12 protein-coding genes are annotated in these 15,177 nt (G+C 67.7%); 8 read left to right on the top strand and 4 right to left on the bottom strand.

Features of this window, described 5'->3' with window-relative positions:
* Positions 1–4 precede the first annotated feature (4 nt).
* Positions 5–346, bottom strand: coding sequence for an MBL fold metallo-hydrolase (locus tag OHO83_RS47080; RefSeq protein WP_405602486.1), 342 nt, complete (start codon positions 344–346; stop codon positions 5–7).
* 607 nt (positions 347–953) lie between these two features.
* Between OHO83_RS47080 and OHO83_RS38030 the strand changes: the two genes are divergently transcribed.
* Positions 954–2,258: an NAD(P)/FAD-dependent oxidoreductase gene (locus OHO83_RS38030; protein WP_326777022.1), complete on the top strand. Its 1,305-nt coding sequence runs from the start codon at positions 954–956 to the stop codon at positions 2,256–2,258.
* Positions 2,242–3,147: an intradiol ring-cleavage dioxygenase gene (locus tag OHO83_RS38025; RefSeq protein ID WP_330280470.1), complete on the top strand. Its 906-nt coding sequence runs from the start codon at positions 2,242–2,244 to the stop codon at positions 3,145–3,147. Before OHO83_RS38030 ends, OHO83_RS38025 begins: the two co-directional genes overlap by 17 nt.
* Here OHO83_RS38025 and OHO83_RS38020 read toward each other — a convergent pair.
* Both OHO83_RS38020 and OHO83_RS38015 read right to left on the bottom strand, forming a co-directional pair.
* Positions 3,133–5,466 (bottom strand): ATP-binding protein, encoded by a 2,334-nt coding sequence (locus OHO83_RS38020; protein WP_330280469.1) that lies wholly within the window; start codon positions 5,464–5,466, stop codon positions 3,133–3,135. The two genes, OHO83_RS38025 and OHO83_RS38020, sit on opposite strands and share 15 nt — an antisense overlap.
* 104 nt (positions 5,467–5,570) lie before the next feature.
* Positions 5,571–6,524 carry a LysR family transcriptional regulator gene (locus OHO83_RS38015; RefSeq protein ID WP_266667656.1) on the bottom strand — a complete coding sequence of 318 codons (954 nt, stop codon included), beginning with the start codon at positions 6,522–6,524 and terminating at the stop codon, positions 5,571–5,573.
* A gap of 472 nt (positions 6,525–6,996) precedes the next feature.
* On the opposite strand from OHO83_RS38015, the gene OHO83_RS38010 reads away from it, so the two are divergent.
* The gene (locus tag OHO83_RS38010; RefSeq protein WP_326777021.1) at positions 6,997–8,352 is read left to right on the top strand and encodes an oxidoreductase; all 1,356 of its coding nucleotides are present in this window, start codon (positions 6,997–6,999) and stop codon (positions 8,350–8,352) included.
* Between the two features lie 118 nt (positions 8,353–8,470).
* Positions 8,471–9,058: a winged helix-turn-helix transcriptional regulator gene (locus tag OHO83_RS38005; protein ID WP_330280468.1), complete on the top strand. Its 588-nt coding sequence runs from the start codon at positions 8,471–8,473 to the stop codon at positions 9,056–9,058.
* 144 nt (positions 9,059–9,202) lie between these two features.
* Here the strand turns inward: OHO83_RS38005 and OHO83_RS38000 are convergent, their stop codons facing one another.
* On the bottom strand, positions 9,203–10,156 hold the full coding sequence (locus OHO83_RS38000; RefSeq protein ID WP_266667662.1) for a LysR family transcriptional regulator: 954 nt from the start codon (positions 10,154–10,156) through the stop codon (positions 9,203–9,205).
* 117 nt (positions 10,157–10,273) lie between these two features.
* Here OHO83_RS38000 and OHO83_RS37995 point away from each other — a divergent pair, with 117 nt between their 5' ends.
* From OHO83_RS37995 to OHO83_RS37980, 4 genes are all read left to right on the top strand, one after another.
* Entirely contained in the window at positions 10,274–11,479 is a 1,206-nt protein-coding gene (locus OHO83_RS37995) for an FAD-dependent oxidoreductase (protein WP_326777019.1), read from the top strand.
* Between the two features lie 35 nt (positions 11,480–11,514).
* Complete coding sequence (locus OHO83_RS37990) at positions 11,515–12,687, top strand: CaiB/BaiF CoA transferase family protein (RefSeq protein WP_330280467.1); 1,173 nt, start codon at positions 11,515–11,517, stop codon at positions 12,685–12,687.
* A gap of 9 nt (positions 12,688–12,696) precedes the next feature.
* A complete protein-coding gene (locus OHO83_RS37985; protein ID WP_330280466.1) occupies positions 12,697–13,515 on the top strand; it encodes an HpcH/HpaI aldolase/citrate lyase family protein in 819 nt (272 codons plus the stop codon).
* 172 nt (positions 13,516–13,687) lie between these two features.
* Positions 13,688–15,166, top strand: a complete 1,479-nt coding sequence (locus OHO83_RS37980) for an aldehyde dehydrogenase (protein ID WP_330280465.1) — start codon at positions 13,688–13,690, stop codon at positions 15,164–15,166.
* Positions 15,167–15,177: the final 11 nt, after the last annotated feature.

Below are 15,177 nucleotides of genomic sequence, written 5' to 3'. Positions count from 1 at the left end.
GCCATCAGCTCGAGCATCTCGCGGGTGCCCGGTGTGGGATTGTCCGGGGCGACTGGTTCCGGTGCGTGCGGTTGACCGTACAGCGGGGGCAGGGAACCTCTGTTGCCGGGGCCCACACCGGCACTGAACGGCCGGAACTCTCCAGGCCGTTGAAGGCCCCGAAGGACAGCAGGTTGTTCAAGTCGACGACGTGGTCGGAGTGGAGGTGGGTGAGGAAGACCGCGGCGAGCGTATCGAGGACACCCGGTTCCCCGAGCCCGGAATCGTGCAGTCGTCCGCCGACACCTGATCCCGCATCAACAAGGTAGTACCGGTCTCCCACGGCCACCGCAGAGGCGGTCCCCATCCGCGGGGAGCGGCCTCCCCACCAGGTCGGACCGCCTCCCGTGCCCAGAAGGACAAGTCGTGTTCGGTGGTCCGATGCAGAACGGGGATCAGCCTGAGCGACTGCCGGGCCGGCGGCGAAAACACTACCTGCGCTGACGGCAGCCCCGCCGATGAGCAGCGAACGCCGGGTTGCCCCGGCCGTCTGGGATCTTCCCGGGACGGTGCACACAGTTCCTCTTCCAAGGTCGCGGCAGTCATGGCGCGACCACAGAGAGCGGCACGCAGAGGGCCCGGAAGGCAGGACAGATTCTTCGGAGCCGCAACGGACACTCAACTCACGTCACGCGGCTGGTTTTCGCGGGGAACGTAAGCCGTCGCGGCCAGCCAGGCATAGGGAGCAACTCGGCTTCGTGATCGGGGCGTTACCCGCCGGGATGTCCGTCGGATCCGTTACCTGTACCTATGCAGCAGGTGCATGAAGCGACGGAAGTTTCCGGTGATTCACATCGCGAGTCCGTCAGCGCACGATTGGTCTACCTCGCTCGCTCACCGGAGGAGAACCGTGCCCGACTCCCGCAATGCCCATGATGAAGGGGCCCTGACCGCGCCGCGGAGGTGTGAGGCAGATGGCTGAGGTGTCCGGGGCTCTGTCCCGGGACATCGTCGTCGTGGGCGCCTCCGTGGCCGGGCTGCACGCGGCTCATGCGGTCGCGAAGATGGGCCGAGGGCTCTCGGTCATGGTGATCGGTGAACGTGTACGGCCCCGCTACAACCTGCCGCTGGCTGACAGGACGGGACTCACCGGCCCGACCGACCTCGACTCGACCACACTGCGTGCCTTGAGTCAGCTCGGCAGCCAGGGCGTGGACCTTCGGTTGGGAGCCCGGGCGAGCGAACTCGACCTCGCCAACCAGCGGATTCTGGTCGGAAACGGCAGCGTCTCCTACCGTGCGCTGGTCATCGCCTGCGGCTGCGCACCCACGATCCCGGCACTCCTCACCGAAGAGTCACGGGTCTACACGGTCGGGCAACGCGAAGAAGTGTCGGCGTTGCGCGCCGTGCTGGCCGACCCCTCCCTGGCCGTCGCCGTCATCGGAGCGGGACTGGCCGGTGGCGAGACGGCGTCGCGGCTCCGGCGCGCGGGCCGCACGGTGTCGCTTGTCGATGGCTCGCCCGAGCCGATGGGACGTTTCGGCGCCGTCGCGGTGAACTCTTATGCCGCGCTGCACCATCGGGCCGGAGTCGCGCCCTGCTTCGGTGACGGAGTCGTCGAGGTCGTCAAGGACGGCCTGCGCCGACGCCTGCGGCTGAGCAGCGGGACGCTGGTGCCGGCCGACGTGATCGTCATCGCCGATGGGCACCGGCCCGCAACTGAATGGCTGGAGTCGTCCGGACTTGCTCTCCGGGACGGCATCGTCTGCGACGCGGGGCTACAGGCGTACAACCATGTCTTTGCGGCCGGGGACGCCGCCCGTTGGTCCAACCCTCGCTACGGCACCCGCATGCGGGGCGAGCAATGGACGAACGCCGCCGACCAGGGCCGCATCGCAGGCCTCAACGCCGCGCGGTCGATCACCCGCGGAGCCCCCGATTCGTATGCCGGCATTCCGTACCGGCGCTCCTACCAACACGGAGTGCGCATTCAACTCACCGGGTTCCTCAATGGGGACGAGCGGGTCGTCACCCAGCGGACGGGCGAGGGCGAGGTCGCTCTGTTCGGCCGCGAGAACGTTCTGCACGGCGCCCTTGCCTTTGAGCACCAGTACCTCTTCGACGAGGTGCGCGCGATGCTGACGGACGGGGTGGCGTGGGACGCCGCACTGGCACACGTCGGTGCCGCAGTCAGTACCGGCCGTGTCCCGGCGCGCTCCGGTCCCCGACTCCACGACATCGGCATAAGGAATGCGATCTGCCATGACGTTCTCCCCTGACATCTCCGACGAACAGCGGACCCGCGAGGACGAACTCGTCGAGCGTGTGCTGCGCTCCTTCGACGGGTGCCAGGACCCTCGGCTTGACCAGGTACTGCGTTCGCTCGTACGGCATCTGCACGGCTTCTTGCGCGAGGTCCGGCTCACCGAGGCGGAGTGGCAGTCGGGCATCGACTTCCTGACCGCCGTGGGACACATCACCGACGCCACACGGCAGGAGTTCGTCCTGCTGTCCGACGTGCTCGGCGCATCGATGCAGACCATCGCCATGAACAACGAAGCGCACGGCAATGCCACTGAGGCCACCGTCTTTGGGCCGTTCTTCGTCGAGGACGCGCCGCGCATCGACAACGGGGGTGACATCACCTTCGGCGCCAAAGGACAGCCGTGCTGGGTGGAGGGCACTGTCACCGACGCGGAAGGCAATCCCGTTTCGGACGCGCGCCTCGACGTGTGGGAGGCCGATGACGACGGGTTCTACGATGTGCAGTACGCCGAGGACCACCGGGCAGGAAGGGCCCAGCTGTCCACAGACAAGGACGGCACCTACCGCTTCTGGGCGGTCACGCCCACGCCGTATCCGATTCCGCACGACGGTCCGGTAGGCCGGATGCTGGCGGCCGCCGGCCGGTCACCCATGCGCGCGTCGCACCTGCACTTCATGGTGACCGCGCCGGGTGCCCGTCGGCTGGTGACTCATATCTTCGTGCGCGGGGACGGGTTGCTCGCCTCGGACGCGGTCTTCGGCGTGAAGGAGTCGCTGGTCAAGGAGTTCGTAAGGCAGCCGGCCGGCACACCGGCGCCCGACGGCCGTCTGCTGGACGGAGACTGGACACGGGTGAGGTTCGACATTGTCCTCGCACCTTCCGCGCCGTCAGGCGTGCGGTGACCCTCCGAGCGTCCGGGCAGCCCACATGCCGGCCTCGGCCCGTGAGCGGACCTCGAGCTTGGCGAGAATGTGCTCCACGTGAACCTCGGCCGTACGCGGGGAGATCACCAACGCGGCGGCGATCGCACGGTTGCTGAGGCCATCAGCCAAGTACGACGCGACCTCCTTCTCCCGAGCGGTGAGCAGGTCGGGTGCGGGAGCGGCTTCGCTTCGGTCCTTGTCAGGCTCGGTGATGTGGTCGAGCGCCAGCCTTGTTCGCCCGTCCGGGTCGAGGCGGCGCCCCTCCTCGTACAGGCGCTGAAAGGTGGCATGGCCGAGCTTTTCCTCGACGGTGCTCTCGATCGCTTTGTACTGGGAGCCGAGTACGGGACCGAAAGCCGCGGTCCTGGTGTCGAGCCGGGACCACAGGGCTTCGACGCCGCCGAGGAGTTGGGCCGCCTTCGTGGCCTCGCCCCTTTCCAGGGCGATGCCGGCCATCAGGTTGATGACGAGCGCTGTGCCGACGTCGTCCCGGAAGGCGAGCTTGAGTTCCAGGCTCTGCTTGGCCCACTCCTCGGCCGCGGCCAGGTCATGGCGTGTCCAGGCGTCATAGGCAAGGACCCACACGGCGTAGGAGCGGCCCCAGGTCTCGCCGAGGTCTTCGCTGCGGTCGATGGCCTCGCGGCACGACTCCGCGGCGCCTTCTTGGTCACCCTCTGCGCTCTTGAGGAATGCGCGCAGGAAGAGCGTCATCAGCAGCCCCTCCGGGTCGGCGAGATCTGCATGGCCCACCCGTGCGGTTTCGAAGGCATGCCGGGCTATCGGCAAGTCGCCTGAGGTCAGGGCTACTTGGCCGCTCCAAGTGGCGACGTGAGCCGTCAGTCGGGGGTCGCCGGTCGACCGTACGATGTCGCCGGCGGCGAGGAGGTGCTCCTTGGCCAGGGGCAGTTCTCCGTGGAGTGCCGCTACGGCGGCGGCCACCCAGAGTGCGTTGCCGCGCTCGACGGAAGGCGCGGTGTCCGCCTGAAGTGCCTGCGCCAGCCAACGACGGCCCTCACGCAGGTGGCCGGTGATCCAGTAGACGCTGAGGCTGGAAGCGAGCTGGAGCGCTTCGCGCGTACGGCCCGGTTCCCCGAGCGAGCCCTCGAAGGCCAGTTCAAGATTGGCGAAGTCCGATGCCAGTCGCTCGAGAGACTCGGTCTGGTCGGGTCCGAAGAAGCTCTGTGCGGTCCGGGTGGCCCAGGATCGGTAGTGATCGACGTGAGCACGGCGGGCACGGTCGTGGTCCTCGCTCGGCCGACCGTGCACCAGGGCGAACTCCCGCAGGGTCTCCAGGAGCCGGTAGCGCATTTCCCCGTTCCGGATTTCGGGCAGGAGGATCGATTTGGCGACCAGCCCGTCGAGTGCGTCGAGCAGCTCGGTGGCTTCCAGCGGCGGAAACCCGCACACCGCTTGGATGCTGGCGAGGTCGGGGCTCCCGGTGAAGGCTGCCAGCCGGGTCCACAACCTCTGCTCCTGCGGTGTACACAGGTCGTAACTCCACCGCACCATGGCGTCGAGCGAGCGGTGGTGCGGCGAGGCGGTCGGGTCGCCGCGGTTGAGGAGCGTAAACCGGTCGTTGATGCGGTCGAGCAGTTCGCGGATCGACAGCGACCTCAACCTCGCCGCAGCCAGCTCGATGGCCAGCGGCATACCGTCCAGGCGGGCCACCAGTTCCACCACCGACGGCAGCTCCCGCTCGGTGATCTCGAACTGGTCGTTGACGGACTTGGCCCGGGCCTCGAGCAGAGCGACGGCCGGAAACGCGCGCAGTTCGCCCACGGTACTCTCCCCGCCGACCGGCGGTACGGGCAGCGGACGGACGACGACGGCGCGTTCGCCCCGCAACCGCAACGGCTCCCGGCTGGTCGTCAGCACGCGCAACTCGTCGCAGGCGCCGAGAAGCCTGGCCACCAGGCGCTGGCAACCGGGCAGTACGTGCTCGCAGTTGTCCAGGACCAGCAGAGCCGACCGGCCGGTCAGATGCCGACGGAGCTGCTCCTCGGCATCCTCGACGGGTGCCGTGCTCAGCCCGAGGCCGGTGGCCACCCATTCGGCGACGGTCTCCGAGCTGCGCTGAGCACCCAGCTCCACGAACCAGACCCCGTCCTTGAACGCCCGCTCGAGCGTGCCGGCCATCGCGGCGGCAAGGGAGGTCTTGCCGACACCACCGGGGCCGGTGAGCGTCACGAGGCGACTGGACGCCATCAGGCCACGGGCATCGGCGAGCTCGCGGTCCCGTCCGAACAACTGGGTCGGCCATGACGCCGGGGGGCCAGAGGGGACTGCGTGCCAGCTCATGCGGGCCATTCTCTGCCGACCTGGCCTTCTGGGCCAAGACTCCTGCAGATATCAATGGCCGTCCCGTCCCGGCCGGATGCCGCGTCGCTGCCGTCCGGTACGGATCAGACGCTGATTGCCGGGGCGAGCGCGACCGCCCCTGTCCCCTCGTCTGCCGCTCGGCACGGTGTGGCTGCCGGATGGGCACGGCCCGCGACGTATCCGAGGAATCGTTGTGCAGCCCTGCTGCCCGGCCCCCCTCGCCTGGTGACCGCCCCGTAGTCCCGGAAGGCGGTCGGATCGCTGAACGGGACGGTGATGGCGGTGGAGCCGGGCATGCCCTCGGGCCACGAGGCGGGTACGACTGCCACGCCCATCCCCGCTGCCACCAGGGCGTGCAGGGTGGACAGTTCTGTCACCTCGATGGCGATGCAGGCTCGGAATCCTGCCTGCCCGCACAGGCTGTCAGTGATCTGCCGCAAGCCGAACCCGGTCTTGAGGACCACCATCGGCTCCGCGGCCAGCTCGGCGATCGCCACCTGATCGCGTCCTTCGAGGGCATGGCCCGGCGGAACCGACAGACACAGCCGTTCGCGCCCGAGAGGGGTCCACTGCACGTCGTCGGCGCCAGGTTGGGGCGCGACGAATCCGATGTCGACCGTTCCGTCACGCACCTCGTCCACCACGGCATCGCAGGCCGCTCCGTGCAGCTCGAAAGAGGTTCTGGGGGCGAGCTTTCGGTAACCGTTCAGGAGGTCGGGAACCAGCCAGCCGCCGAAGGAATGGATGAATCCCAGCGATACGGACCCTCGCTGCGGGTCGACCAGGGTGGCGATCCGTTCCTCGCCCCTGTCGACCTCACTCATCGCCCGGACGGCGTGCGCGTGGAAGATCTCCCCGTACTTGTTCAGACGCAGTCCGCTGTGGTGACGGTCGAAGAGCTGGACGCCCAGTTTGCGCTCGAGTCTGGCCAGGGCGCGCGACAGCGTCGGCTGGCTGATGCTGAGGCGCAGCGAGGCTTCCGTCATGTGTTGGGTCTCGGCCAGGGTCGTGAACCATTCGAGTTCGCGCAGCAGCATGATTGTTCTCCCTGGCAGGTAGGGGCGGCACCCGGTCCATCGCCACGTCCGGGCTCGTGCACGTGACCGAGCCCGGCTGGCTGGCGGGTTTCACCCTCCGCCGCCTGCAGCGCGTGCTCCATCCGTAGGAGTACGTATCCACCACGTAGATCACGGGTCTACGTAGTCCCTCCGCGGGTCCCCCGAGCAGCTCGTTCGGGCTGATCGTCCACGACCTCCACTCCGAGGAGCGCCGCATACCTCGCGCCGACGGGGGGGGTGACGATCCCGCCCTCTCGTCGCTCATCACCTACTGGCAGGCTGTCGGCGAAGCGGCTCCGTGCCGCGATCGTCCACCGGATGCGTCGGCCCGTCCTCGATGTCAAGAACATCGATCGCTTTCGGTCCAGGTAGCTGGGCCCCTCCACGACCAGGGGCAGGTTGCCCTCTTCTGGCTACGTCGCCGACATCACCGTAATCGGAAGAAACTTCTATGAGTTCGAGAGGACAGCAGCCAGAATTTTCGTCCAGCGATTCACCTGGCGCATGCCGGACATTCGACCGTCACGCGAACAAAAAAGTACCCACTTGTCGTGCACCAACACGCCGCCTAGCCTCTCGGCCGTTCCTTCAAACTTCCATGCGCTGGGGGCAGAAGATGCATTTTCAGTCCAATTCGGACCCGTTGTTCACACCTCTGCGCGTGAATACAACCACGGTACAAAACCGCTTCGTCATGCCGGCCATGCAGCGCGGAATGCGCGACTACACGCCGACAGAGAACATGATCGAGACCTTGCGCCGATGCGGCCAGGGTGGCTCGGGGATCATCATCTCCGAAGGTGCGGCGCCAGATCACCCGGCGGCCTACTGGCAACCGCTGTTCGGCATCATCGGCCACGACTCCGCGGAGGAGTGGCGGCGCGTCGCTCGCGCTGTGACCGGGGCCGGCAACAACACGTTCCTCATGCAACTGTGGCATCCCGGCGCATTGCGGCTGATCGTCGACGGGGTTCCCAACCCGTTCCCCGACCAGCCCGCACTCAGCCCGTCGGGGCTCGTCCAGGAGGGCCGTCCGAACGGCGTGGCGATGACGGCACAGGACCTCGAGGACACCAAGGCCGCATACGTCCAGAGTGCGCTCATCGCACAGGAGGTCGGCGCGCACGGGATCGAAGTGCACTGTGCCCACGGCTACCTTCTCGATCTGTTCCTCTGGCACGAGACCAACAAGCGCCAGGACAAGTACGGAGGCGCCACCCTCGCGGACCGTGCTCGGTACCCCGCCGAGATCGTGTCGGCGATACGTGAGGCGACGGGACCGGACTTCATCATCTCGTTCCGTTTCTCGCAGTGGAAGGAGGTGGACTACGGGGCGCGCATCGCGGAGCACCCCGACGCCCTGGGCCCCTTCCTCGCTCGTATCCAGGATGCAGGCGCCGACATGTTCCATGTCTCCACCCGCCGCTTCGACGCAGTGGCATGGCCGGAGCTCGATGCGCGGCGCAGCTTGGCCTCCTGGGTGAAGACGATGACGGACCTCCCCGTCGTCGCGATCGGCAGCGTGGGGCTGACCACCGACCTCGCCCGTGACATGTTCGACAACGAAGACTCCGAGCTGCAGGTCGAGGACGACATCGCCCGGGTTCGCCTGGGCCTGGAGGCCGGGGACTTCGACCTGATCGGGGTCGGCAGGGCACAGATCGCGAACAACGACTTCGTCAACCGGGTACGCAGCAGCGACTTCGCGGACATGCGGAACTTCCGCAAATACGTGGACCTCGCGGACGCATACGAAAGCTACGCCCACGAGGGCCAGCTCGTGGATCAGTCGAGAAAGACCGAGTGATGACGAACTGCGCTGCGAACGCGAGGAAGTTGGGCGAGAGCGATCCGTACCACGGCGTCCTCGGTGCCGGCAGCTTCTCATCTCGCTCTTCGACGGCACCTGTAGGGAAGATGGGCCGATGATGTCCGACACCCGATCCGCATCCATCGACGCGTGCACCGACCGTTCACACAGCCGTCGTGCTGATCAGAGTCCGGCGGTAACGGCGAACTCGGACGAGAGTGACGGCGGCGCACAGACCATGGCGAGGTTACGGGCTGCTCTCGCCCCGACCGACAGCCACTGGATCGACGCAGCCGAGGAGGAGCTCTTCGAGCACGTCTCCGCGCAACTGTCCCGGTTCAACTCGACTCAGGACAACCCGATTGTGAACGTCGTAGACCACCTCGGGAACTACTGGCGAAACTGGCTGCTGGTGATCGCTCGGACTGGACCGTACCGGCCGTCCACGATCAGGAGAATCATCGCCGCCCTGGTCCCTGAACGTCCCATCTCGCAGAGGATGCTGACGCTCAACCTCCGGATGCTGGAGCGTGACGGCCTGATTGTCCGACACGTCTTCGACGACGAGTGCAGGCACGTCGAGTACTCCCTGTCACCTATCGGCATGGACCTGTCGGACCGAGTCATGTCGCTGATCGGCTGGGCCGAACGTCATTCAGGCGAGATGGAAGCGGCAAGGGAGGCGTTCGATGAGCGACGATAGGCCAGCGTCTCCCTCCTAGGTAGCCGATCACAGGCGGGCTTCCGGAGGCGGAAACCCGCACACCGCTTGGATGTCGCCGAGGTCGGGTCTCCCACTGAGGGCCACCAGCCGTAGGAGTACGTATCCGCCACGTAGATCGAGGGTCTACGTAGTCCGTCCGTGGGTCCTCTCACCAGCTCGTTCGGGCTGATCGTCCACGACATCCACTCCGAAGAGCGCGGCAAACCTCGCGGCGACGGGCGTGACGATCCCGCCCTGTCGCCGCACCAGGCCCAGCGGCAGTTCGGGCCAGCCTCCCTCGACCGGGATGCGGTCGACGCCGGGGTGGGTTGCGGCCATCTCGTCGCTCATCACCGAGACACCGAGCCCAGCGGCGACCAGTGTCCCCGCGGTCTGCATGGTCGGTACCGGGATGACGGTCGTGGGGCTGCCACCCGCAGCGGTGAAGCGGTCGTCGATCAGCCGGGAGAGGCTCCGCGTACCAGGCACTCTCCCGGGAAGAATCCACGTCCTGTCCTTCAACGATGCGAGGGCCAGGGGCTTTTGGGCGTTCAGTCCCCAGCTGCTCGGCGCGACGAGGGTGAGCGGCAGAGTGGCGACGATGTCGACGTCGAATTCAACGTCGTTGATGTGCGGCAGTGGTTCCTGCGGCAGCACGGGGATCACTGCCAGATCCAGGTAGCCGTTGGCGAGATTCTCCAGTTGGGCCCAGGGCGCCACGTCCGTCAGGTCGAGCGACACCCTGGGATGCTCGGCCAGGAACTCCGCTACGCGTGTGCTGACGACCCGCCACAAGCCCATGGGCTCGGCGCCGACTCTGAGTTCACCTTCAAGGCCTTGCCCCATCGCCTGCAGGGCCGCGGAGAGCCGCTGTTCCTCCGTGACAAGGCGCAGCCCGGCGGCTTGCAGGTAGCGGCCGGCAGGCGTCAGCGAGACACCTCGCGGCAACCGGTTCAGCAGGGTCACGCCAAGTTCCGTCTCCAACTTCGCCATTGCCATGCTCAGCGGCGGCTGAGAGAGGTGCAGGGTCTTCGCCGCTTCCGTGATGGAGCCTGTGTCCGCCACGGCGAGGAAGTACCTGATGTTCCGGAGATCCATGCATCCAGCGTATCGGGGCACCAAATTGCAGACATTGGACCTATGGCTCGGTCTCCAGCATCGTGAAATGCGGCTCACGGTCCACAGCGGCCGGAGACACTCGAGACGGGAGAACTGGTGTCAGCAGAACAGCAGGTGATCGTGGTGGGGGCCGGGCCGACCGGACTCCTCAATGCGCTCGGCCTGGCACAACAGGGCGTTGTCGTCACGATCCTCGAGCGGGCGTCGGCTCTGCAGAATGCGCCGCGGGCCATCGTCTATCACTGGGCGACCCTGGACGGCCTGGCCCGTCTGGACCTGCTCGACGACGCCCGCAGCGCCGGCTTCCTGAAGCAGGACTACGCCTACCGCGTCCATCGCACCGGCGAGGTCATCGAGTACGGCCTGTCGGCGCTGGAGGGAAAGGTGCGGTACCCCCACAACCTGCACCTGGGACAGGGAGCCCTGGCCGCTGTGATCCTTCAGCGCCTGGAAACGTTCGCGAACGTCCGAGTGCTCTGGGGTCACGAGGTCACTGCGGTGACCCAGGATGACGCCGGTGTCGATGTCACCGTGCGCGCCGGGGAGCAGAACCGGACGCTCCGAGCCGATTGGCTCATCGGCGCCGACGGTGCCGGTTCCAGGGTCCGCGCCGAGTCGGCCCTGGGCTTCGACGGGATGACGTGGCCCGAGCGGTTCGTCGCGGCCAATGTCCGCTTCCCCGACGACCGGCCGGGCTGGGCGCAGTCGACGTTCTACGTGGACCACGTCTACGGCGCGATCATCGCCAAGATCGACGAGTCGGGCGAGCACGGGCTCTGGCGCTACTCGTACATGGAGGACGACGCACTGCCCGCGGGGTCGGCCGAGGAGCGGCTGCCGGAATTCCTCGCCAATGTCTTCGGGAAGGAGATCGCGCAGCAGACCGAACTCGTGGCGATGTCGCCGTACCGCATGCACCAGCGCAGCGCGGCCTCTTACCGCGCGGGCCGAGTACTCCTCGCCGGGGACGCGGCGCACGCCACAAATCCCACCGGCGGGCTCGGCCTGACGATGGGGCTTTTCGACTCGTACGTCCTACAGGAAGCTCTCGGGGCCGTCGTCCAGGGGCGCGCCGGGGAGTCCGTCCTCGACGGCTACGCGCAGATGCGCCGCCGGGCGTTCCTCGATCACGCGAGTCCGCGGGCTTCCGCGAACAAGCGGCTGCTCTTCCACTCCACCGATCCGGCCAAGCTCGACAAGGATCTCGAAGTGTTCCGGCGGATGTCCCGTGACCGCGAGTTTGCCGCCGAGCGCCTGTACTTCACCAAGACGTTGGAGACCCCGTCTCTGCTCGCCGACTGATCCCGGTGCGGCGATACACGAAGGAACCATGCTCAATGAATCCCCTTGACGGGCTCACCGTCGTCTCTCTCGAGCAGGCCGTCGCTGCCCCCTTCGCGACGCGCCAGCTGGCCGATCTCGGCGCCCGGGTCATCAAGATCGAACGCCCTGGCCCCGGCGACTTCGCCCGCGGCTACGACGAGACCGTACGCGGACTCGCCAGCCACTTCGTCTGGCTGAACAGGTCGAAGGAGTCGGTGGCACTCGACCTCAAGACCGAGCACGGCAGGGCGGCCGTCAAAGCCCTGGTGAGCCGCGCGGACGTCTTCGTGCAGAACCTCGCTCCCGGCGCGGCCGAGCGGCTCGGCCTGGGCAGCGACACGCTCCGGGCGGCAAATCCGGGCCTCATCCACGTCTCGATCTCCGGCTACGGCAGCGGCGGCCCGTACACCGACAAGAAGGCGTACGACTTGCTGGTCCAGTGCGAGGCCGGGCTGGTCTCGATCACCGGCACCGAGGACGAGCCGTCGAAGGTCGGGATCTCCATCGCGGACATCGCCTCCGGCATGTACGCCTACACCGGCATCCTTGCCGCGCTCCTGCAGCGACAGCGCACCAGCGAGGGCGTCACGATCGAGATCTCCATGCTGGAGGCGCTCGCCGAGTGGATGGGCTTTCCGCTCAACTACGCCACGTACGGCGGCACTCCGCCCCGACGAACGGGTGCGCGGCACTCGGCGATCGCACCCTACGGTCCGTTCCAATGCGGCGACGGCGAGCAGGTCTTCCTCGGGCTCCAGAACGAGCGCGAGTGGGCCACCTTCTGCGAGCAGATACTCCACGATCCGGCGCTCGCGGCCGACCCACGGTTCGCCCGGAACTCGTCTCGCGTGGAGAACGCGGCGCAACTGCAGGACGAGATCGAGCAAGCCTTCCGTGACGATACTGCCCCGGATGTCGCAAAGCGGCTGGAGACCGCGGGCATCGCCAATGCCCTGCTGCGGGACATGGCCGGCCTGGCGAGCCATCCGCAACTGCGGGCCCGGGACCGTTGGAAGGAGTACGCATCGCCGGCCGGGACATTGAGCGCTCTCATTCCCCCGGCGACCTTCGTGGGTGCCGAGCCGGTGATGGGCCCTGTCCCGGATGTCGGCGAGCACACGGACGCCGTGCTCGCCGAGTTCGAGGTGCTGCCACCGGCGACGCCCGAGGGCACGGGACTGGCATAGGTGATCGGGATGACGTACTTGGACCGGGCGCAATCCGTTCAGCTCGCGAAGTCGCTGCTCTTCGTACCCGCCGATCATCCGGCCCGCTTCGACAAGGCGGTCGCGTCCGGCGCCGACCTCGTGGTGCTGGACCTCGAGGACGCTGTCGCGGCAGATCAGAAGGACACCGCGCGTGCCTCGGCGGTCAGTTGGCTGTCGAACGGCGGATGTGCTTGCGTGCGTATCAATACGCCTTCGGAGCTCCTGGGCGCCCAGGATCTGGAGGCTCTGGCCGGCGCCCCCGGGCTGATCGCCGTGATGTGTCCGAAGGCCGAATCGCCGGAATCGCTGACCGCCGTCTCCGAGCGCACCCGTGTGCCGGTCATCGCCTTGATCGAATCAGCTCTCGGGGTGGTCCGGGCACAGGACATCGCCGCCGTCCCAGGAGTCCACCGACTGGCCTTCGGGCACCTCGACTTCGCGCTCGACCTGGGTGCCGACTCCGGGTGGGATGCGATGCTCCACGCCCGCTCCTCGCTCGTCCTGGCGTCGAGGGCCGCCGCACTGCCGGGCCCTGTCGACGGGGTGACGACGGCGCTGGACGACGCCGTCGTTCTCACCGACGACCTGAGACGGGCCAAGGCGCTCGGCCTCACGGCCAAGCTCCTCATCCATCCGCGTCAAGTCCCGGTCACCCACGACACCTTCCGGCCCGACGAGAAGACGCTCCGCTGGGCCCGCCGCGTCGTGGAGTCCGCCGGCGGCGGCAATGCCGCGCGTGTGGACGGACACATGGTCGACGCACCGGTCCTCGCACGGGCGCACGCGATCCTGCGGTACACGGACTGACCCCTGCGCCGCGGGCGGTTCGGACGGCCTGCCGCCTCGACCACCGAGCCTCGAATGCACTCATGCAGCGCATGCATGAGCGACCGAACATTCCCGGCATCGCCAATTGCACCCCCCGCCCAACATCCTTTGTTTATCAGCGATGTCCGTCATGTGACAGGCAGGAGAAAACATGTCCCTCAGCGTCGAGCGGACCGGTGACCTGGACCGGAAATACTTCTTCATCGACGGCACGTGGGCCGCCCCCAGCGGCGACCGCGTACAGGAACAGATCGAGGCCGCCACCGGGGAGCGCATCGGCGTCGCCTCGCTCGGCACCGCGGCGGACATCGACGCCGCCGTCCGCGCCGCCCGCCACGCACTGGACGAGGGCCCCTGGGGCCGGACCACCGCGGCCGAGCGTGCGGCGGTCCTGCGCAGGTTCGCGGATGCGCTGGACAAGCGCGCCGGTGATACCGCGACCCTGGTCAGCCGGGAGAACGGCATGCCGATCGCGCTGTCCCAGATGCTGAACGGCGGTGCTCCTGCCGGTCTGCTGCGGATGTACGCCGACGTCGTCGAGAACCTGCCCCTGGAGGAGGTGCGGGCGAGCCAGGCCGGGGCGACCATCGTGCGACGCGAACCGGTCGGTGTGGTCGGCGCGATAACGCCGTGGAACTTCCCCCAAGCGCTCGCCATGTTCAAGATCGCGCCGGCTCTGGCCGCAGGCTGCACGGTGGTCCTGAAGCCGTCGCCGGAGACAGCGCTTGACGCCTACGTCTTCGCCGACGCAGCCCAGGAGGCCGGACTGCCCGCGGGCGTGCTGAACATCGTGCTGGGCGACCGCGATGCCGGAGCCGCGCTGGTGTCGCACCCCATGGTCGACAAGATCGCCTTCACCGGGTCCACCGCGGCCGGCCGGGCCATCGGCCAGGAGTGCGGCCGCCTGGTGCGCCGGGTCACCCTGGAGCTGGGAGGCAAGTCAGCCGCGATCTTCCTTGAGGACGGGAACGTCGAAACCCTGCTCGCAGGCCTGGACAACGCGGCCTTCCTCAACAACAGCCAGACCTGCACGACCCAGTCGCGCATCCTCATCGCCCGGTCCCGCTACGACGAAGTCGTCGACGCCATCGCGGGATTCGCCGACGCGTACCGGCTCGGCGACCCGCTCGACCCCTCGGTGACAATGGGCCCGATGGCCACACAGGGCCACCTCGAGCGGGTTCTGCGTCACATCGAGATCGCCAAGGGATCGGACGCCCGTCTCGTCACCGGCGGCGGCCGGCCTGACCACCTGAGCCGAGGCTGGTTCGTGCAGCCGACCGTCTTCGCCGACGTCCACAACTCCGAACACCTCGCCCGCGAGGAGGTGTTCGGCCCCGTCCTGGCCCTCATCCCGTTCGACGACGATGCGGACGCAGTCCGGATCGCCAACGACAGCAACTTCGGCCTCGGCGGCTCCGTCTGGAGTGCCGACGAGGACCGGGCGCTCGCAGTAGCACGGCGAGTCCGTACAGGAACGATCGGGCTCAATTACTACACCCTCGATCTCGGCGCGCCCTTCGGCGGATTCAAGGACTCGGGTATCGGCAGAGAGCTCGGCCCGGAGGGAATCGCCGCCTACCTCGAATACAAGTCTGTCTACGCCTCGGCGAAGTACCTCCCGGCCTAAGGGAGTTCCCG

The organism is Streptomyces sp. NBC_00569, assembly GCF_036345255.1.
In the GTDB taxonomy this organism is placed as follows: domain Bacteria; phylum Actinomycetota; class Actinomycetes; order Streptomycetales; family Streptomycetaceae; genus Streptomyces.
This window is presented reverse-complemented; position numbering and strand designations above follow the sequence as displayed.

What these genes read in the sequence shown, in the direction of transcription:
- OHO83_RS37980 (WP_330280465.1), top strand. Translation starts at nt 13,688, where the DNA reads ATGTCCCTCAGCGTCGAGCGGACCGGTGACCTGGACCGGAAATACTTC.
- OHO83_RS47080 (WP_405602486.1), bottom strand. Translation starts at nt 346, where the DNA reads ATGGGGACCGCCTCTGCGGTGGCCGTGGGAGACCGGTACTACCTTGTT.
- OHO83_RS38025 (WP_330280470.1), top strand. Translation starts at nt 2,242, where the DNA reads ATGACGTTCTCCCCTGACATCTCCGACGAACAGCGGACCCGCGAGGAC.
- OHO83_RS38000 (WP_266667662.1), bottom strand. Translation starts at nt 10,156, where the DNA reads ATGGATCTCCGGAACATCAGGTACTTCCTCGCCGTGGCGGACACAGGC.
- OHO83_RS37985 (WP_330280466.1), top strand. Translation starts at nt 12,697, where the DNA reads ATGACGTACTTGGACCGGGCGCAATCCGTTCAGCTCGCGAAGTCGCTG.
- OHO83_RS38005 (WP_330280468.1), top strand. Translation starts at nt 8,471, where the DNA reads ATGATGTCCGACACCCGATCCGCATCCATCGACGCGTGCACCGACCGT.
- OHO83_RS38020 (WP_330280469.1), bottom strand. Translation starts at nt 5,466, where the DNA reads ATGAGCTGGCACGCAGTCCCCTCTGGCCCCCCGGCGTCATGGCCGACC.
- OHO83_RS38015 (WP_266667656.1), bottom strand. Translation starts at nt 6,524, where the DNA reads ATGCTGCTGCGCGAACTCGAATGGTTCACGACCCTGGCCGAGACCCAA.
- OHO83_RS38030 (WP_326777022.1), top strand. Translation starts at nt 954, where the DNA reads ATGGCTGAGGTGTCCGGGGCTCTGTCCCGGGACATCGTCGTCGTGGGC.
- OHO83_RS37990 (WP_330280467.1), top strand. Translation starts at nt 11,515, where the DNA reads ATGAATCCCCTTGACGGGCTCACCGTCGTCTCTCTCGAGCAGGCCGTC.
- OHO83_RS38010 (WP_326777021.1), top strand. Translation starts at nt 6,997, where the DNA reads ATGAGTTCGAGAGGACAGCAGCCAGAATTTTCGTCCAGCGATTCACCT.